We start from the raw sequence: 17,818 nt of genomic DNA, 5'->3' as shown, positions 1-17,818 counted from the left end.
CTCGCCTACTGCTGGTGGGTGCCCAGGCGCTCGTGCACCCAGTCGTGGAAGGCGCCGATGTGGTGCTCGCTGGGCACCAGGACACCGCCCTTGGCGTACATCCGGGAGTTCATCGCCGGCTGGGTGCGCTCGCAGGCGTCGAAGTCCTGCTGGTTGACCCGGTGGAAGAGCTCCACGGACCGGCTGACGTCCTTGCCGCTCTCCACGACATGCGGCAGGTACAGCCAGTCGCACTCCACGATCGTGCGGTCCTCGGCCATCGGGAACATGCGGTGGAAGATGACGTGGTCGGGCACGAGGTTGATGAAGACCTGCGGCCGCACGGTGATGGCGTAGTAGCGGCGGTCCTGGTCCTCGGCGACACCCGGAATGCGGTCCAGGCCCTCGGAGCCGTCGACGGTGAAGCCCCGCACCTCCTCGCCGAACTCGGCGCCGTGGCCGACGTAGTACTGGGCGGCGAAGCCGTCCGCGAACTCCGGCAGCACCTCGGTGAGCTCGGGGTGGATGGTGGCGCAGTGGTAGCACTCCATGAAGTTCTCGATGATGAGCTTCCAGTTCGCCTTCACGTCGTAGACGATCCGCCTGCCGACCGAGAGGTTCTCGATGTCGTAGCGCTCGATCGACTCGGCGTCGCCCAGCCGCGCGACGACGTCGCCGATGACCGCCTCCTCGAAGGGAGGAGGGTTCTCCGCGAGGCACACCCAGACATAGCCGAGCCATTCACGGGTGGCCACGCTCACCAGGCCGTACTCGGTGCGGCCGATGTCGGGCATCTTGGTGAGGTTGGGCGCCGCGACGAGCTTGCCGTCCAGGCCGTAGGTCCAGGCGTGGTACGGGCACTGGAAGCCCCGCTTGACCTCGCCGGTCTCCTCCATGCAGAGCCTGGCGCCGCGGTGCCGGCAGATGTTGAAGTAGGCGCGGATCGATTTGTCGCGGGCCCGCGTGACGAGGATGCTCTCGCGGCCGACATCGACGGTCCGGAAGGCGCCGGGCTTGTCCAGGTCCGACGAGCGCGCGACGCAGAACCACATGGACTCGAATATGTGCTCCTGCTCCTGGGCGAAGATCCCGGGATCGGTGTAGAAGGAGCCGGGGAGAGTGGCGATCAGGCTGTCCGGCAGGCTGGTCGAGGTCACGTTGCACTCCTCGGAGAACGTCGTGGTGATGTCATTCACGCGCCGGGAAGAACGACTCCGGACAGCGTTGTGTATGGAGCAACGCTGCGCGCCATATGAAACCGCAGCATGGGGCGCCTCAAAGGCGGTGTCAAGATGTGGGGCGGGCGAGCTGCTTGCGCCAGCGGGTGAACAGCCGCGGCTGGTTCATCCCGAGCGCGGCAACGGGCTCACCGGCACGCCGGTAGACGGCGAGGACATCGCGGTCGTCCGCGGAGCCTTCCTCGATCGTCACACTGTCGGCGCCGGCCGCATGGCCGACGAACTGGATCTTCACGCCGTACTGGTCCGACCAGAAGTACGGCGGCCGGGGCACGCCCGGTTCGACGGCACCGCCCGCCAGCAGCGTGGCGATCGCGGCGTCGGGCCGCTCGCGCGCACCGGTCCAGTGCTCGACGCGGCGATGGGCACCCGTACGAGGGTCGTACCAGTTGGCGCAGTCACCGACCGCGACCACGCCGGCCAGGCTGGTGCGGCCGTCCGCACCGCACTTGACGCCGTTGTCGAGTTCGACGCCGGATCCCTCCAGCCACTCGACGCAAGGGCGTGCGCCTACGCCGACCACCACGATGTCGGCGGGGATGCTGCGGCCGTCCTCCAGCAGGACGGCGTCCACCCGGGTCTCCCCGCTCAGTCCCTTGACGCCCACGCCGCACAGCAGCCGTACGCCGTGGTCCGCGTGGAGGGCGGAGACCACGCCGCCCATGGTCTCGCCGAGCGGTCCGGCGAGTGGCGTCGCGGCCGCCTCGACCACCGTCACACCGAGCCCGAGGGCGTAGGCGGTGGAGGCGACTTCGGCGCCGATGAATCCGCCGCCGATCACCACCAGCCGTCCGCCGCGGGCCAGTTCGTCCCGTAGCGCGCGGGCGTCGTCCAGGGTGCGCACGACATGCACTCCCGCCAGGCCCTCGGAGCCGGGCAGGGTGCGCGCGGCGGCGCCGGTCGCGATGACGACGCCGTCGGCGCGGACCTCCCGGCCGTCGGCGAGCCGGACGGCGCGGTCGGTGCGGTCGAGTCCGGTGGCGCGGACGCCGAGCAGCCACTCCGCCTGGAGGTCCTCGTCGTCCATCTCCAACGCGAGGTCGGCTTCGCCGACGGTGCCGGCCAGGAACTCCTTGGACAGCGGGGGCCGGTCGTACGGGCGGTGGAGTTCGTCCCCGATGACGACCAGCCGTCCGTCGTAGCCCTGCTTGCGCAGGGAACGCGCGGCCGACAGCCCGGCCAGCGAGGCGCCCACCACGGCCACCGTCCTCACGCGGTGGTCCCGGCGAGCTTGCGCACGGCGCAGTGCGGCAGGTTGGGGGCGGCCGTGGACAGCTTGACGTAGACCATGCCGTCCTCCACGACGACCTCGTGGGTCCGGACGGGAAGCTTGGCCGGCGGGGCGTCGACCTCACCGGTCTTGAGGTTGAACTTCGAGGCGTGCAGCGGGCATTCCACCCAGCAGTCCTCCACCCAGCCGTCGGCGAGTGAAGCGTCCTGGTGGGTGCACGTGTCGTCGATGGCGAAGAGCTCGCCGTCCTCGGTGTGGAACACCGTGACCGCCGGGTCGGTCTCGAGACGGAAGGCCTCTCCTCGCGGCAGATCCGCCAGGGGACACGCGGGAATCATCATGACCACCTCGGTGCGTATAACGAAACGGATTGCGGTTAGCGCAACGCCAGTTTGAGGTCGCTCCGAACCCCGTGTCAAGGCGTTCAGAGGGTGCTGTGAGCCATTCCTTGGGGTTGCACCATGCAAAACTTTCTTCATATAGAACAACAACAGCCCGCCACATCGGCTCGCGATGATCGCGAGCCGAGGGCGGGCGGGTGAGGGTCGTCCGCGGGCGTCAGAAACCGCGGTCGATCCACTCCTGGAGGTGCGGGGCCTCGGTGCCGACGGTGGTCGTCCCCCCGTGTCCGGTGTGCACGACGGTGTCTCCCGGCAGCGTCAGCAGCCGGTCCCTGATCGACTCGACGATGGTCGGGAAGTGGCTGTACGACCTTCCCGTCGCCCCCGGCCCGCCGGCGAACAGCGTGTCGCCACTGAAGAGGGCCGTCAGGGCCGGCGCGTACAGACAGACCGCGCCGGGGGCGTGGCCGGGCGTGTGCAGCACCGTCAGCTCGACGCCGGCCACCGTGATGCCCTGGCCGTCGGTCAGCTCGGCGTCCGGCGCCTTGTCCGGGTGGGTCTGCTTCCACAGCGGCAGGTCGTCCGGGTGGAGGAGGATCGGGGCACCCGTGCGCGCCGCGAGCTCCGGCGCGGCGTCGATGTGGTCGTTGTGCGCGTGCGTGCACACGATGGCCCTGAGGGTGCGCCCGCCGACGGCCCGGGCGATCGCCTCGGCGTCGTGGGCGGCGTCGATGACGATCGCCTCGGTGTCGTCGCCGACGATCCACACGTTGTTGTCGACGTCCCAGGTGCCGCCGTCCAGCGAGAACGTGCCCGAGGTGACGAGGTGTTCGATGCGGGCGGCCATCAGAGGACCACCACCGAGCGCAGGACGTCGCCGTGGTGCATCCGCTCGAAGGCCTTCTCGACCTCGTCCAGCGCGATGGTCTCGGTGACGAAGGCGTCCAGGTCGAGCCGGCCCTGGAGATAGAGGTCGATGAGCATCGGGAAGTCGCGCGACGGCAGGCAGTCGCCGTACCAGGAGGACTTCAGGGAGCCACCGCGGCCGAAGACGTCCAGCAGTGGCAGTTCCAGCTTCATCTCCGGGGTGGGGACGCCGACCAGGACGACCGTGCCGGCCAGGTCGCGGGCGTAGAACGCCTGCCGGTACGTCTCCGGGCGGCCGACCGCCTCGATGACCACATCGGCTCCGAAGCCGCCGGTCAGCTCGCGGATCGCCTCGACGGCGTCGGCGTTCTTGGAGTTGACGGTGTGGGTGGCGCCGAGCTTCCGGGCCGTCTCCAGCTTGCGGTCGTCGATGTCGACCGCGATGACCTTGGCCGCGCCCGCCAGGTCGGCCCCGGCGATCGCCGCGGCCCCGACCCCGCCACAGCCGATGACGGCGACCGAGTCACCCCGTCCGACGTTGCCGGTGTTGATGGCGGCGCCGATACCAGCCATCACACCGCACCCCAGCAGACCGGCGGCGGCGGCCGACGCGCTCGGGTCGACCTTCGTGCACTGCCCGGCCGCGACCAGCGTCTTCTCCGCGAAGGCGCCGATGCCCAGGGCCGGCGACAACTCGGTGCCGTCCAGCAAGGTCATCTTCTGCTTGGCGTTGTGGGTGTTGAAGCAGTACCAGGACTCTCCGCGCCGGCAGGCACGGCACTGGCCGCACACCGCACGCCAATTGAGGATCACGAAGTCGCCGGGCGCGACGTCGGTGACCCCCTCCCCCACCGATTCCACGATGCCCGCGGCCTCATGGCCCAGCAGGAACGGGAAGTCGTCGTTGATGCCGCCCTCGCGATAGTGCAGATCGGTGTGGCAGACCCCGCAGGCCTCGATCTTCACCAGCGCCTCACCCGGGCCCGGGTCGGGCACGATGATCGTTTCCAGGCTGACGGGGGCGCCCTTGCCCCGCGCGACGACGGCACGGACCTGGTGCGTCATGGCCACTCCTCGACTGATACGAACTCTGAATCAGATGTTGCTCATTACGGCACACATCTCATGTTCCGCAACACAGCATCCTGGAGCGCCGACCAGCGGTCAAGGCATGCGACACCCGCTCGATGCGCGAGGTGATCACGGGCAGAAGGCCCCTTCTCTACTCGAGAGCAACGCCGCACAGCGGCCGGTTGCGCGGCACCGGCCGCCTCACGGGTCACAGCTCGATTCCGATGCTGGTCGAGAGCCCGGCGACTGGCCGAAGGGGCTTGACGGCAAGACACGAGGCGTGTTCGCTGTTGCGCCAACAGCGAACAATTTCTCAATGCGCAACAGACTGCCACTCCTGTCCCGCAGTGCACGGCAGTCCCACCGACCATGCCAGAGCCCGACGACAGAAGGAATGAGAGCATGGCTGCTCCCCAGACGGCGAAATCGCCTGGCGACACCTCGGATCAAGAGAAATCGGGGATCCGCTCCCCCGCAGCATCGATCGCACCGCGTGTCTTCTGGCCATCCGCGATCATCATCGTCGCCTTCGTGCTCTATGCAACAGTATTCAAGAAGTCTGCCCAGGACGTCATCAGCAAGGTGCAGACGGAGATCATCAGCGGCGTCGGTTGGTATTACACAGCCCTTGTCTCACTCTTTGTGATCTTCACCCTCTGGGTCGGAATCGGCCGCTTCGGAGACATCAAGCTCGGCAAGGACAACGAACGGCCCGAGTTCAGCATGGCCTCCTGGCTGGCGATGCTGTTCGCCGCCGGTATGGGCATCGGGCTCGTCTTCTGGGGTGTCGCCGAGCCACTGAACCACTTCACCTCCCCGAGGCCGGGCGTCGGTGACGCCGTGGCCGAGCGGAGCGAGATGGCCATGGTCCAGACGTTCCTGCACTGGGGAATCCACCCCTGGGCCATCTACGTCGTGGTCGGCCTCGCCGTCGCCTACGCCGTACACCGCAAGAGCCGTCCCATCTCGATCCGCTGGGCTCTGGAACCGCTCTTCGGCGACAAGATCAAGGGCGCCTGGGGCGACGCCATCGACACCATCGCCATCGTCGGCACCGTCTTCGGTGTGGCCACCTCGCTCGGCTTCGGCGTCCTGCAGATCTCCGCGGGCATGGGCTTCCAGGGCTGGGTGGACGAGCCCGGCACGCCACTTCGGGTCGTGCTCATCGTCATCATCACCGCGCTTGCCACCGTCTCCGTGGTCACAGGCGTGGGCAAGGGCATCAAGTGGCTGTCGAACATCAATATGGGTCTGGCCGCCGCGCTGATGGTGTTCGTCCTCGTCGCGGGCCCGACGCTGTTCATCCTCAACGGCTTCGTCGAGGACATCGGCGCGTATCTGCAGAACCTCCTCGCGCTGAGCTTCGACACCGGCGCCTCCCAGGGCGCGGACGGCACCGCATGGGTCAGCGGCTGGACGGTCTTCTACTGGGGCTGGTGGATCTCCTGGGCGCCGTTCGTCGGCGTCTTCATCGCCCGTATCTCCCGCGGCCGGACCGTCCGTGAGTTCGTCACGGGCGTGCTGCTGGTACCGACCCTGCTGACCTTCCTCTGGTTCGCGATCCTCGGCGGCTCGGCGCTCCACCGCGAAACGGTCGGTGAGGGTGGACTGGTGGGCGAGGACGGCGCGGTCGGCACGGACAGCGCGCTCTTCCAACTGCTCGACGGCCTGCCGGGCGGCGCGTTCGTCGCCGGCATGACGATCCTGCTGATCGTGCTGTTCTTCGTCACCTCCTCCGACTCCGGCAGCTATGTGGTCGACGTGCTGGCCTCCGGCGGCCACCCCGACCCGCCGACCTGGAGCCGTGTGTTCTGGTGCGCCGCCGAGGGCGCCGTGGCCGTCGCGCTGCTGATCGCCAGCGGTACGGGAACCTCGTCGCTGTCCACGCTGCAGACGGTGGCGATCATCACGGCACTGCCCTTCACCTTCGTGATGATCGGGATGTGCCTGGCCACGGCCAAGTCCTTCCGCCGGGAACACCACGCCTACCTGGCCGCCCAGCGGAAGAAGCAGGAGGAACGGCTCATCGACCAGGCTGTCTCGGCGTTCGAGGAGGGCCTGGAGAACGGGAACGGGACCTCGTCGCACGGGTCCAAGGACAGCAAGGACAGCGTGGTGGACGCGCGCACCACATAGGCGGATGTCCGACGCAGTGAGCCTCCTGGAGCACCGTTCCAGGAGGCTCACGCCTTTTGCGCCCTACGTTCCGAAGGGGGAAGCGCGTGCTTGGTTCCCGCTCCACCCGGCGCACGGCCCGTCATGGTGTGCGCGGGCGCACCGCCTGCCCGCCCTCGCCCGCTTCGGGGACGTACGCCACGAGGCCGTCCCGACTTTCCGGCCCGGCGCAACCCGGCCCCGTACGCGGGTACGGTCCCGCTGCCGGCCCATGGCGTGGAAGTGGCCACCCCCTCACCCGCGCTGTTCCCGCGCCGCGCCGGCCTGATCGTGAAGTCCGGGCCGATCAAGGGCACCGAGCGGACGGCCGCGGACCTGTTGGAGAAGGACCGGGCCGGGAACGTGACGATCGTGGACCTGGTCCGCAGCGATCTGGGCCGTGTCTGCGCCACCGGCTCGGTGACCGTCCCCGCGCTGTGCGCCGTCGACCGGCACCCGGCCTGGTACACCTGGTCTCCACCGTGCGCGGCGAGCTCGCCGCGGGCACGGGCCGGCCGGAGCTGCTGACGGGGACGTTCCCGCCCGGCGCCGTCACGGACGCCCCGAAGTCGGCGCGGGCATCACGTGGGGCCTGGGGCTCGGACCCGAGCGCGAGTGGGACGAGACCGAACTGAAGGCGTCCCGGCTGCTCGCCGTCGACGGTGGTGACAGAACAGGTCGGGGTGGCCAGCGTGAAGGCGCCTGCCACCCCGACCTCCCTCGGTTCACACCCCGGCGCAGGGTTCCAGCCGGACCACGATGGACTTGGACGTGGGGGTGTTGCTGGTCTCCGCTGTCGAGTCCAGCGGCACCAGGACGTTGGTCTCCGGGAAGTACGCCGCACAGCAGCCACGGGGCGTCGGGAAGGCGACCGTGCGAAAGCGCGGCGCCCTGCGCTCCACCCCGTCCTCGTACTCACTGACGATGTCGACGAGGTCGCCGTCGGCCAGGCCGCGCGCGGCGAGGTCGTCCCGGTGCACGAACAGCACGCGGCGTCCCTGGTGGATGCCGCGATAGCGGTCGTCCAGTCCGTAGATGGTGGTGTTGTACTGGTCGTGCGAGCGCAGGGTCTGCAGCAGCAGGCGGCCTTCCGGTACGCGCGGGAACTCCACCGGGTTCGCGGTGAAGTTGGCCCGGCCGGTGGCGGTGGTGAAGCGGCGCTCGTCGCGGGGCGGGTGGGGCAGGGCGAAGCCGCCGGGTCGGCGCACCCGGTCGTTGAAGCCCTCGAAGCCGGGGATCACACGGGCGATGCGGTCGCGGACACGGTCGTAGTCGGCCGCGAAGTCGTCCCAGGGCACACGGGGCTCGCGGGCGCCGAGCGCGGCCCGCGCCATCCCGCAGATGATCGCCACCTCGCTGAGGAGGTGTCCGGAGGCGGGCGCGAGCCGTCCTCGCGACAGGTGCACCATGCCCATGGAGTCCTCCACCGTCACCGACTGGGGCCCCGAGGGCCTCAGGTCGGCCTCGGTGCGGCCCAGGCAGGGCAGGATGAGCGCCTCTTCCCCGGTGACCACGTGGGAACGGTTGAGCTTGGTGGAGATCTGTACGGTGAGCCGGCAGTTGCGCAGCGCCTGTTCCGTCACCTCGGTGTCGGGGGCGGCGGCGACGAAGTTGCCGCCCAGTCCCACGAAGACCTTCACGTCGCCGTCGCGCATGGCACGGATGGTCTCGACCGCGTCGTGACCGTGATGGCGGGGCGGTGCGAAGCCGAATTCGGCGCCGAGCGCGTCGAGGAAGTCCTCGCTGGGCTTCTCGTAGATGCCCATGGTCCGGTCGCCCTGCACGTTGGAGTGGCCGCGCACCGGGCACAGCCCCGCGCCGGGGCGGCCGATGTTGCCGCGCAGGAGGAGGAAGTTGACGACGTCGCGGATGGTCGGGACGGAGTGGCGGTGCTGGGTGAGGCCCATCGCCCAGCAGACGACGGTCTTCTCGGCGGCGAGGACATCCCGGAACGCGTCCCTGATCTCGGTCTCGGACAGCCCGGTGGCCTCCAGGACGTCCGCCCAGGAGGTCTTGCGGGCCTGCTCGGCGAACTCCTCGAAGCCGTGTGTGTGCGCGGTGATGAAGGAGGTGTCGAGGACGATGCCGGGATCGTCGTCCTCCGCCTCCAGCAGCAGCCGGTTGAAGGCCTGGAACAGCGCCTGATCGCCTCCCAGCCTGATCTGCAGGAACCGGTCGGCGAGCTGGGTGCCGCCGCCGATGACGCCGGAGGGCTTCTGGGGGTTCTTGAACCGGAGCAGGCCGGCCTCGGGCAGGGGGTTGACCGCGATGACGCGGGCGCCCCGCCGCTTGGCCTCCTCCAGCGCGGAGAGCATGCGGGGGTGGTTGGTGCCGGGGTTCTGGCCGACGACCAGGATCAGGTCGGCCTCGTGGAGGTCCTCCAGGCTGACGCTTCCCTTGCCGATGCCGATCGTCTCGACCAGGGCCGAGCCACTGGACTCGTGGCACATGTTGGAGCAGTCCGGCAGGTTGTTGGTGCCGAAGCCGCGGACGAAGAGCTGATAGAGGAACGCCGCCTCGTTGCTCGCCCGCCCGGAGGTGTAGAAGGCGGCCTGGTCGGGGTGGTCGAGCGCGGCGAGTTCGCGGGCGATCAGGGCGAAGGCGTCGTCCCAGGAGATCGGCCGGTAGCGGTCGGCGCCGGCCGGACGGTACATGGGGTGGGTGAGACGTCCCTGCTGCCCGAGCCAGTAGTCGCTGCGCGGGAGCAGATCCTCCAGGGTGTGCTCGGCGAAGAAGTCCGGGGTGACCCGGCGTACGGTGGCCTCCTCAGCCACGGCCTTGGCCCCGTTCTCGCAGAACTCCGCCCTGTGCCGGTGGTCCGGCTCGGGCCAGGCGCAGCCCGGGCAGTCGAAGCCCTCCTTCTGGTTCACCCGGAGCAGAGTGAGCAGGCTGCGCCGGACCCCCATCTGCTCGCCGGCGTGCCGCAGCGAGGAGGTGACCGCGGGGACGCCGGCGGCGTACTCCTTCGGCGGGCCGACCCGCAGACGGGCGTCGCCGGGGTCCTCAGCAGGTGGCTTACGAGTCATCGGTAGCGCTACTCCGCGGTGTAGGGAAGACGGACCCACTCGTTGCTCGTCGCGAGCCCGTTGCGAACTACACAATAAGTATCGTGATACGCAACCAGCAACGAGTCTAAGAAAGCCCGGCTGCCGACCTTCTGTCAAGGGAACGGCCCGCGTGCGCCGATCTCGTGGACGGCATGATCACGGATTGAGGACCGCCCCGGGGAATCACCGCACCCGGCCCGCTGTTGCCCAGGACACCAGCCCTCGCACCGACCCCAAGGAGGCCGAGCGTGTACGGCGACCCGGCGACAGTCCGCAGGATCCTGACCGAGCTCGGCGACACCTGGGCCATCGTGGGCCTGTCGACGAACCAGCGACGCGCGGCGTACGGGGTCGCCGGCGTCCTGCAGCGCTTCGGCAAGCGCATCGTGCCCGTGCACCCGAAGGCGGAGACGGTCCACGGCGAGCCCGGCTATGCCTCCCTGGCGGACATCCCCTTCGACGTGGACGTGGTCGACGTGTTCGTGAACAGCGACCTCGCGGGACCGGTCGCCGACGAGGCGGTCGCCAAGGGGGCCAAGGCGGTGTGGTTCCAGCTGGACGTGATCGACGAGGCGGCGTACGACCGCACCCGCGCGGCGGGCCTGGAGATGGTCATGGACCGCTGCCCGGCGATCGAGATCCCCCGCCTGGGCTAGGGGGTGGCGCCCGGACCATCCGGCGTCGCCCGGAACCCTCCCCTCCCCACATCGGCGCCCGCATAATGCTCGGGTGACTTCCACCTCCCCCCACCTCAACTCCAGCCCCGCGCAGCGCTTTCCGGTCGTCGTCGTGGGCGCCGGACCGGCCGGTCTCACCATCGGCAACATCCTGCGGGCGGCCTCCGTGGACTGCCTGGTCCTGGAGGTCGAGACCCGCGAGTTCATCGAGCGGCGGCCGCGGGCCGGGGTGCTCGAGGAGGGGGCCGTGCGCGGACTCCAGCGGCGGGGTCTCGCGGACAACCTGCTGGCGCGGGCCCAGCGGCACACCGAGTGCGAGTTCCGGTTCGCCGGGGAGCGCTACCGGTTCGAGTACGCCAAGCTGACGGGCGTTCATCACTGGGTCTACCCACAGCAGTTGCTGGTGACGGACCTGGTGCGCGAGTACGCCGATGTGCGCGGCGGGGCCATCCGCTTCGGGGTGCGGGACGTGGAGCTGCACGATGTCGACACCGACCACCCCTCGGTGTCGTACACCTGCCCGGAGACCGGGCAACGCCAGGTCGTGCACTGCGACTTCGTCGCGGGCTGCGACGGGGCGCGCGGCGTGACGCGCGACGCGCTGCCCGCCGACCGGGCCCGCGTCTCCCGCAGCGACTACGGCATCGGCTGGCTGGCGCTGCTCGCGGAGGCGCCGCCGTCCTCCGACTGCGTCCTGTTCGGCATGCATCCGCGCGGATTCGCCGGGCACATGCCGCGCAGCGCCGAGGTCACCCGCTACTACCTCGAGTGCCCACCCGGCGACGACCCGGAGAACTGGTCGCAGGACAGGGTCTGGACGGAGCTGCAGCAGCGCCTCCAGGCCGACGGCGTGCCGCCGCTGACGGAGGGGCGGCTGATCGAGAAGCGCGTCCTCGACATGCACAACTACGTCGTCGAGCCCATGGTGTTCGGCCGCCTCTTCCTGGCCGGCGACGCCGCCCACCTGACCGCCCCCATCGCCGCCAAGGGCATGAACCTCGCCCTGCACGACGCCTTCCTGCTCGGCGACGGCCTCGTGGCGCACCTCTCCAAGGGCGACGGCACCGCACTGGACGGCTACTCGGCGGCCTGTCTGAACCGGGTGTGGGACTGCCAGGAGTTCTCCCACTGGCTCTCCGAGGTCTACCACGGCACGTCGTCGGGCGACCCGTACCGCGCGGGCACCACCCTCGCCCGTCTGCGCCGCCTCTTCGACTCCCCCACGGCCGCGATGGCGTTCGCGGAGCAGTACCTGGGCAGGAACGCCGGGCACTGACCGAGCCCGAGTACGTCAGTCGTGCGGCGGCCGGTCGCTGAGCCGGTGGTCCGCCACGTTCAGCGCCTCGTCGACGAGCCGGCGCAGATGGCCGTCGCGCAGGGAGTAGACCACCCGGCGGCCCTCCTTGCGCGTGTTCACCAGCCCCGCGAGCCGCAGCCGGGCCAGATGCTGGCTGACGGCCGGACGCGCCGCCCCGCACGCCTCGGTGAGCGTCGTGACATCGGCCTCGCCGGCCGTCAGGACGTGCAGCAGCGCGAGGCGGGTGCGGTCGCCGAGCAGGGCGAGGAGTTCGGCGGCGAGCGCGAACTGCTCCTCGCCCGGGGTACGCGGGTGCGCATCGTGCGCAGGTGATAGGTGCATGCGTGCGCTCATACGCACATAATGGCGTCGTGGGCGGCCCGCGTCCACTACCGCGCACCGGAAGGGGACCGCCGTGAGCGACCGGCACGAGCACGGCCATGGCCATGGGCATGGGCATGGGCACCATCACCGTCATCGCCACCGCCTCACCCACCTCCTCAAACCCCACTCCCACGAATCGACCGACAAGCTCGACTCCGCCCTGGAGTCCTCGGCCCGCGGCATGCGCGCCCTGTGGGTCTCGCTGGCGGTCCTCGGTGCGACGGCCCTCGCCCAGGCGGTCGTGGTGGTCGCCTCCGGATCGGTGGCGCTGCTCGGCGACACGGTGCACAACACGGCGGACGCGCTGACCGCCGTACCGCTCGGGATCGCCTTCGTACTGGGCCGGCGCGCGGCCACACGCCGCTTCACCTACGGCTACGGCCGGGCCGAGGACCTCGCGGGCATCGCCATCGTGCTGACGATCGCCGCGTCCGCGGCCTTCGCGGCGTGGACGGCCGTCGACCGTCTCCTCGACCCGCGGCCCGTGGAGCGGATCCCGGCCGTGGCGGTCGCGGCGCTCGTCGGGTTCGCGGGCAACGAGTGGGTGGCCCGGTATCGGATACGGGTGGGTCGTGCCATCGGGTCGGCGGCGTTGGTCGCGGACGGACTGCATGCCCGCACCGACGGATTCACCTCACTGGCCGTCCTGTTGAGCGCCGGTGGCGCGGCGCTCGGGTGGCAACTCGCGGACCCGATCGTGGGGTTGGCGATCACGGCCGCCATCGCGCTGGTGCTGCGGGACGCGGCGCGCGAGGTGTTCCGGCGGGTCATGGACGCCGTGGACCCGGCCCTGGTGGACCGGGCCGAGCGGGCGCTTCGGGAGGTCACGGGCGTGCGCGAGGTGGGTGAACTGCGGCTGCGCTGGATCGGGCACCGGCTGCGCGCCGAGGTGGCGGTCGTGGTGGACGGCGAGGCGACGGTACGGCAGGCGCACGCCATCGCCGTGGACGCCGAACACGCCCTGCTGCACGCCATCCCGCGGCTCACCGCAGCACTGGTCCACGCCGACCCGGCACCAACGCCGGGCGAAGCCGACCCGCACCTCGCCCTCGCCCACCACACGACAGCGTGACCCCAGCCCAGACGACACCAAGCCCTTCAAAACACGCCCTGCCGCACACCACCCCACGACCCACCACAGCACTCGTCCACCCCGACCCAGCACCGACACCGGACGAAACCGACCCGCACCTCGCCCTCGCCCTCGCCCACCACACGACGGCGTGACACCGGCTCAGGCGACGCCGAGCCCTTCGAGTACGACCGCCCCGGGCAGCTCGGCGAACGCCTTCCCCGGCACCAGCAGCTTGCCGCGTCGGCGTCCGCTGCCGACCAGGACGTAGGGCAGGTCGACGACGGCCGAGTCCACCAGCACCGGCCAGCCGTCGGGCAGTCCGATCGGGGTGATGCCGCCGTACTCCATGCCGGTCTCGCCGGTCGCGGTGTCCATCGAGGCGAACGACGCCTTGCGGGCCCCGAGTTGGCGGCGCACCACGCCGTTGACGTCGACCCGGGTGGTGGAGAGCACGACGCACGCGGCCAGCGTCGTCTCGCCGCCGCGCTTGCCGGCGACGACGACGCAGTTCGCGGACTGTTCGAGCAACTCCTGCCCGTAGTGCTCGACGAAGACCGCGGTGTCGGCCCACCGCGGATCGGTCTCGACGTGGACGATCTGGTCGGCGGGGACGCTGCCCTGCCAGTGGCGTACGGCGTCGGCGACCGGGCCGATGAGTTCGTCGAGGCAGTCGGGGGCGGCGGTGGCGTGGTCGAAGCGTCCGATGGGTGCGTCCATGCCCGCACCGTAACAGCCGCTCACTGCACGGGCGGCACCGAGACAGCCATGATCATCTCCATCGGCACGGTGCCCTGATTGGCGTATGTGTGCGGGCTGCCGGCCTCGAAGGAGGCGCTCGCTCCGGTCGGCACCTGATGGTCCACGCCGTCGACGGTCAGTGTCAGGTCACCGGCCGTGACATGGATCAGCTCGACGGTGCCCGCGGGATGGGGTTCCGAGGCGCTGTTCTCGCCCGGCATCAGGCACCAGTCCCAGATCTCCAGCGGCCCGGGGGCCTCGGCGCCCGCGAGCAGCCGGTTGTAGCTTCCGGCGTCGGTGCTCCACAGCCGTACGGCCCGCTCGGCCGGCACGATCTGGACCTTGGGGCCGCGCTCGTAGTCGAGGAGGGTGGTGATGCTGATCCCGAGCGCATCGCCGATCTTGACGACGGTACCGAGGCTGGGATTGGTGCGTGCCTGCTCGATCTGGATGAGCATGCCGCGGCTGACACCGGCCCGGGCGGCGAGCACGTCCAGCGTGAAGCCGCGCACCGCGCGCCAGTGCTTGACATTGCGCGCGAGGGACTGGGTCAGCAGGTCGAGGTCCGACACATTCCGTCCAATTCCATTCGAAATTCCGGAGTCCAATATTCTGGATGACAGGGTCCAGTACGCTGCACTACGGTGAGGTGCACCCGATCGTGCACCGAACTGTACTGCGAGGCCTCCGTGACAGCACTCTTCGCCCTGGCCACCAGCCTGCTGTGGGGACTGGCCGACTTCGGCGGCGGACTGCTGACCCGGCGCACCCCGGCGCTGACCGTGGTCGTCGTCTCGCAGGCGATCGCGGCGGCCGTGCTCGGTGTGATCGTGGTGGCCACCGGCGCCTGGAGCGAGGCCGGCGACCGGCTGTGGTTCGCGGCCGCCGCCGGAGTGGTGGGCCCGATCGCCCTGATCTGCTTCTACAAGGCGCTCGCACTCGGCCCGATGGGCGTGGTCTCGCCGCTCGGCACCGCGGGCGTGGCCGTCCCGGTCGGCGTGGGCCTCTTCCTCGGCGAGCGTCCGGGGCTGGTGCAGGTCGCGGGGATCGCGGTCGCCGTGCTCGGCGTGGTGCTCGCGGGCGGACCGCAGCTTCGGGGCGCTCCCGTGCAGCGGCAGGCCATCGTGCTCACGCTGATCGCGGCGTTCGGCTTCGGCACCGTGTTCGCCCTGATCGCGGAGGCGTCGACCACGGTCACCGGCCTGTTCCTCGCGCTCTTCGTCCAGCGGGTGGTCAACGTGGTGGCGGGCGGTGTCGCGCTATACGCCTCCGCGCGGCGCGGCGTCGCCGCCCTCCCCGACGGCGGCGCGTTCCCCTGGCGTTCACTGCCCGCGCTCGGCTTCGTCGGCCTCGCGGACGTGGCGGCGAACGGCACCTATGTGGTGGCCGCCCAGCACGGCCCGGTGACGGTGGCCGCCGTGCTCGCCTCGCTGTACCCGGTGGTGACGGCCCTGGCCGCGCGAGGCTTCCTACGGGAGCGGCTGCTGGCGGTGCAGGCGGCCGGCGCGGGCCTGGCGCTGGTGGGCACGGTGCTGCTGGCAGCCGGCTGACTCAGGACTCGGCGTCCACCTCGGCGAGCCGGGCCGCAGCCCGCTCGTCCAGTTCCGCCAGTTTCGCCGCCGTCTCCTCGTCCAACTCGGCCAGCGCCTGGAGCTGCTCGGGGGTGACCCCGTCGGGTATCGGCACCGGCGCCGGGGTCCGCAGCGGCGGCTGCCAGCCCTCGTCGCGCGTCCAGCGCCGTACGACCCGGGCGGGCGCCCCCGCCACCACGGCATGGTCGGGCACCGCGCCCCGGACCACGGCACCGGCCGCGACCACGACGTTCCGCCCGATCCGCGCCCCGGGCAGGATCACGGCGCCGGTGCCGATCCAGCACCCCGGGCCGATCTCGACCGGCTCCATCCGCGGCCACTGCTTGCCGATGGGCTCGTGGGGATCGTCGTAGGAGTGGTTGGTGGAGGTGACGTAGACATACGGCCCGAAGTAGCAGTCACTGCCGATGGTGACCGTCGTGTCGGCGATGACATGGCTGCCGCGGCCCAGCACGACGCCGTCGCCGATCCGCAGGATCGGCTCCGGACCGAGGTCGAGGTCGGGCATCAGGCCGGCCGTCAGCGTCACCTGCTCGCCGACGATGCAGTGCGAGCCGAGGTGGATCCAGGGTTCGCCGAAGACGGTGCCCAACGGGAAGGCGAGGCGGGTGGCTTCGCCGATCGAGCCGAAGCGGAAGCGGCCGGGGTGCTCGGCCGTCACCGAACCCGTGCGCTGCGCCCAGGCCCAGGCGGCGTGCACCGCGCGCTGCGTGAGGCCGCGGCGCCAGGACGAGAACGTGTTCTTGCGCTTGGACACCGCTTCACCGTACTGACCGTACGGGGCCCTCATGAGGTGCGGGGCCTGTGATCTTCGCCCTACCGCGTGGCGTAACGTTCCGGTGTACCGCGGACGACGGGAGACGGTGATGACGCGTCAGGCACTGATCAAAGGCATCGGCGGCAGAGAGCCGAAGATCGACGGAGAGGCTTTCGTGGCCCCCACGTCCGTGGTGATCGGGGACGTGACGCTGGAGGCGGGCGCGAGCGTCTGGTACGGCGCGGTGGTGCGGGGTGACGTGGAGCGGATCTCCGTCGGGGCCCGGTCCAACATCCAGGACAACTGCACGTTGCACGCCGACCCCGGGTTCCCCGTGAGTATCGGGGAACGGGTGTCGGTCGGTCACAACGCCGTCGTGCACGGTGCGACGGTGGAGGACGACTGCTTGATCGGCATGGGGGCGACCGTGCTGAACGGTGCGGTGATCGGGGCGGGGTCCTTGGTCGCCGCGCAGGCGTTGGTGCCGCAGGGGATGCAGGTGCCGCCTGGGTCGCTGGTGGCGGGTGTTCCCGCGAAGGTCAGGCGGGAGCTGAGTGACGAAGAGCGTCAGGGTGTGACGCTCAACGGAACGATGTACGCGGAGTTGGCCAAGGCACATCGGGAAGAGCACGGGGACTAGAGGTCATCCCTCAACGGCGTCTTACTCCCCGGCTCCCACAGGTTCCGGCTCCCGGTGTGCCGTCTGGGCCTTCTTCGCCTTGCGCTTGATGATCAGCATCGACGTCAGACCGATCAGGACCGCCGCCACCAGGCCGAGCCACGAGAAGCGCTTCAGCCAGGACTCGGCGACCACGCCGACGTAGTAGATGACCGCCGTCGTGCCGCCCGCCCAGAGGATGCCGCCGAAGACGTTCGCGGTCAGGAACTTCCAGTACGGCATCCTCAGCACGCCCGCGAGCGGGCCGGCGAAGATGCGCAGGAGGGCGACGAAGCGGCCGAAGAAGACGGCCCACATGCCCCACTTCTGGAAGGACCGCTCGGCGGTCGCGATATGGGCCTCGCTGAAGTGCTTGGGGAACTTGCCGCCCAGCCAGGCCAGCAAGGGGCGACCCCCCTTGCGGCCGATGGCGTAGCCGATGGAGTCGCCGATGATCGCGCCCGCGGTGGCACAGGCGCCGAGGACGAACGGGTCGATCTCACCGTGCTGTGAGGCGAGCAGCGCCGAGGAGACCAGGATGATCTCGCCGGGCAGCGGAATGCCCAGGCTCTCCAGTCCGATGACCAGGCCGACCAGCAGATAGATGGCCAGCGGGGGCACCGTTTCGAGCCATTCCTGGACGTGCAACGCCGCTTCCTCTCGTGTCCTGGACCCTGTGTTCCCGGCGCACGCCCAGTGGGGGGCGTGCGCC

General features: G+C 70.3%; 17 protein-coding genes and 1 pseudogene. 7 read left to right on the top strand and 11 right to left on the bottom strand.

Features of this window, described 5'->3' with window-relative positions; genetic code table 11:
- Positions 1 to 5: 5 nt before the first annotated feature.
- The 5 genes from IM697_RS16310 to IM697_RS16290 form a co-directional block, all read right to left on the bottom strand.
- Positions 6 to 1,136, bottom strand: a complete 1,131-nt coding sequence (locus IM697_RS16310; RefSeq protein WP_194048405.1) for an aromatic ring-hydroxylating oxygenase subunit alpha — start codon at positions 1,134 to 1,136, stop codon at positions 6 to 8.
- Between the two features lie 130 nt (positions 1,137 to 1,266).
- Complete coding sequence (locus IM697_RS16305) at positions 1,267 to 2,430, bottom strand: NAD(P)/FAD-dependent oxidoreductase (RefSeq protein ID WP_194048404.1); 1,164 nt, start codon at positions 2,428 to 2,430, stop codon at positions 1,267 to 1,269.
- Positions 2,427 to 2,789, bottom strand: a complete 363-nt coding sequence (locus tag IM697_RS16300) for a bifunctional 3-phenylpropionate/cinnamic acid dioxygenase ferredoxin subunit (protein WP_194048403.1) — start codon at positions 2,787 to 2,789, stop codon at positions 2,427 to 2,429. Before IM697_RS16300 ends, IM697_RS16305 begins: the two co-directional genes overlap by 4 nt.
- Positions 2,790 to 3,006: 217 nt before the next feature.
- Positions 3,007 to 3,636: an MBL fold metallo-hydrolase gene (locus tag IM697_RS16295; RefSeq protein ID WP_194048402.1), complete on the bottom strand. Its 630-nt coding sequence runs from the start codon at positions 3,634 to 3,636 to the stop codon at positions 3,007 to 3,009.
- Positions 3,636 to 4,721: an S-(hydroxymethyl)mycothiol dehydrogenase gene (locus tag IM697_RS16290; RefSeq protein WP_194048401.1), complete on the bottom strand. Its 1,086-nt coding sequence runs from the start codon at positions 4,719 to 4,721 to the stop codon at positions 3,636 to 3,638. Before IM697_RS16290 ends, IM697_RS16295 begins: the two co-directional genes overlap by 1 nt.
- Positions 4,722 to 5,129: 408 nt before the next feature.
- Between IM697_RS16290 and IM697_RS16285 the strand changes: the two genes are divergently transcribed.
- On the top strand, positions 5,130 to 6,863 hold the full coding sequence (locus IM697_RS16285; protein ID WP_194048400.1) for a BCCT family transporter: 1,734 nt from the start codon (positions 5,130 to 5,132) through the stop codon (positions 6,861 to 6,863).
- 201 nt (positions 6,864 to 7,064) lie between these two features.
- Positions 7,065 to 7,563 (top strand): annotated as a pseudogene (locus IM697_RS16280) (chorismate-binding protein); the annotation flags it as partial.
- Positions 7,564 to 7,606: 43 nt separating this feature from the next.
- On the opposite strand, the gene IM697_RS16275 reads toward IM697_RS16280, so the two are convergent.
- Positions 7,607 to 9,907 (bottom strand): FdhF/YdeP family oxidoreductase, encoded by a 2,301-nt coding sequence (locus tag IM697_RS16275; RefSeq protein ID WP_194048399.1) that lies wholly within the window; start codon positions 9,905 to 9,907, stop codon positions 7,607 to 7,609.
- Positions 9,908 to 10,176: 269 nt separating this feature from the next.
- Between IM697_RS16275 and IM697_RS16270 the strand changes: the two genes are divergently transcribed.
- On the top strand, positions 10,177 to 10,584 hold the full coding sequence (locus IM697_RS16270) for a CoA-binding protein (protein ID WP_194048398.1): 408 nt from the start codon (positions 10,177 to 10,179) through the stop codon (positions 10,582 to 10,584).
- 73 nt (positions 10,585 to 10,657) lie between these two features.
- Entirely contained in the window at positions 10,658 to 11,881 is a 1,224-nt protein-coding gene (locus IM697_RS16265; RefSeq protein ID WP_194048397.1) for a 4-hydroxybenzoate 3-monooxygenase, read from the top strand.
- A gap of 15 nt (positions 11,882 to 11,896) precedes the next feature.
- Here IM697_RS16265 and IM697_RS16260 read toward each other — a convergent pair whose 3' ends face one another.
- Entirely contained in the window at positions 11,897 to 12,256 is a 360-nt protein-coding gene (locus tag IM697_RS16260) for an ArsR/SmtB family transcription factor (RefSeq protein WP_194048396.1), read from the bottom strand.
- A gap of 61 nt (positions 12,257 to 12,317) precedes the next feature.
- Here IM697_RS16260 and IM697_RS16255 point away from each other — a divergent pair, with 61 nt between their 5' ends.
- Positions 12,318 to 13,358, top strand: a complete 1,041-nt coding sequence (locus IM697_RS16255; protein ID WP_194048395.1) for a cation diffusion facilitator family transporter — start codon at positions 12,318 to 12,320, stop codon at positions 13,356 to 13,358.
- Positions 13,359 to 13,520: 162 nt separating this feature from the next.
- On the opposite strand, the gene IM697_RS16250 is transcribed toward IM697_RS16255, so the two are convergent.
- Positions 13,521 to 14,078 carry a YbaK/EbsC family protein gene (locus IM697_RS16250; RefSeq protein ID WP_194048394.1) on the bottom strand — a complete coding sequence of 186 codons (558 nt, stop codon included), beginning with the start codon at positions 14,076 to 14,078 and terminating at the stop codon, positions 13,521 to 13,523.
- A gap of 20 nt (positions 14,079 to 14,098) precedes the next feature.
- Entirely contained in the window at positions 14,099 to 14,671 is a 573-nt protein-coding gene (locus IM697_RS16245; protein ID WP_194048393.1) for an XRE family transcriptional regulator, read from the bottom strand.
- A 117-nt stretch (positions 14,672 to 14,788) separates the two neighbouring features.
- Between IM697_RS16245 and IM697_RS16240 the strand changes: the two genes are divergently transcribed.
- A complete protein-coding gene (locus tag IM697_RS16240; RefSeq protein ID WP_194048392.1) occupies positions 14,789 to 15,649 on the top strand; it encodes a DMT family transporter in 861 nt (286 codons plus the stop codon).
- A gap of 1 nt (position 15,650) precedes the next feature.
- On the opposite strand, the gene IM697_RS16235 is transcribed toward IM697_RS16240, so the two are convergent.
- A complete protein-coding gene (locus IM697_RS16235) occupies positions 15,651 to 16,448 on the bottom strand; it encodes an acyltransferase (RefSeq protein ID WP_194048391.1) in 798 nt (265 codons plus the stop codon).
- Positions 16,449 to 16,557: 109 nt separating this feature from the next.
- Between IM697_RS16235 and IM697_RS16230 the strand changes: the two genes are divergently transcribed.
- Positions 16,558 to 17,088, top strand: a complete 531-nt coding sequence (locus IM697_RS16230) for a gamma carbonic anhydrase family protein (RefSeq protein WP_194048390.1) — start codon at positions 16,558 to 16,560, stop codon at positions 17,086 to 17,088.
- Positions 17,089 to 17,109: 21 nt separating this feature from the next.
- On the opposite strand, the gene IM697_RS16225 is transcribed toward IM697_RS16230, so the two are convergent.
- Positions 17,110 to 17,754 (bottom strand): DedA family protein, encoded by a 645-nt coding sequence (locus IM697_RS16225; RefSeq protein ID WP_194048389.1) that lies wholly within the window; start codon positions 17,752 to 17,754, stop codon positions 17,110 to 17,112.
- Between the last annotated feature and the right edge of the window lie 64 nt (positions 17,755 to 17,818).

Origin of the sequence: Streptomyces ferrugineus (assembly GCF_015160855.1) — a bacterium.
Classification (GTDB): Bacteria; Actinomycetota; Actinomycetes; order Streptomycetales; family Streptomycetaceae; genus Streptomyces; species Streptomyces ferrugineus.
This window is presented reverse-complemented; position numbering and strand designations above follow the sequence as displayed.

Excerpts from the sequence above, each read along its gene's own strand:
- IM697_RS16300 (WP_194048403.1), bottom strand. The coding sequence starts at position 2,789 with ATGATGATTCCCGCGTGTCCCCTGGCGGATCTGCCGCGAGGAGAGGCC.
- IM697_RS16295 (WP_194048402.1), bottom strand. The coding sequence starts at position 3,636 with ATGGCCGCCCGCATCGAACACCTCGTCACCTCGGGCACGTTCTCGCTG.
- IM697_RS16290 (WP_194048401.1), bottom strand. The coding sequence starts at position 4,721 with ATGACGCACCAGGTCCGTGCCGTCGTCGCGCGGGGCAAGGGCGCCCCC.
- IM697_RS16285 (WP_194048400.1), top strand. The coding sequence starts at position 5,130 with ATGGCTGCTCCCCAGACGGCGAAATCGCCTGGCGACACCTCGGATCAA.
- IM697_RS16275 (WP_194048399.1), bottom strand. The coding sequence starts at position 9,907 with ATGACTCGTAAGCCACCTGCTGAGGACCCCGGCGACGCCCGTCTGCGG.
- IM697_RS16260 (WP_194048396.1), bottom strand. The coding sequence starts at position 12,256 with ATGAGCGCACGCATGCACCTATCACCTGCGCACGATGCGCACCCGCGT.
- IM697_RS16250 (WP_194048394.1), bottom strand. The coding sequence starts at position 14,078 with ATGGACGCACCCATCGGACGCTTCGACCACGCCACCGCCGCCCCCGAC.
- IM697_RS16230 (WP_194048390.1), top strand. The coding sequence starts at position 16,558 with ATGACGCGTCAGGCACTGATCAAAGGCATCGGCGGCAGAGAGCCGAAG.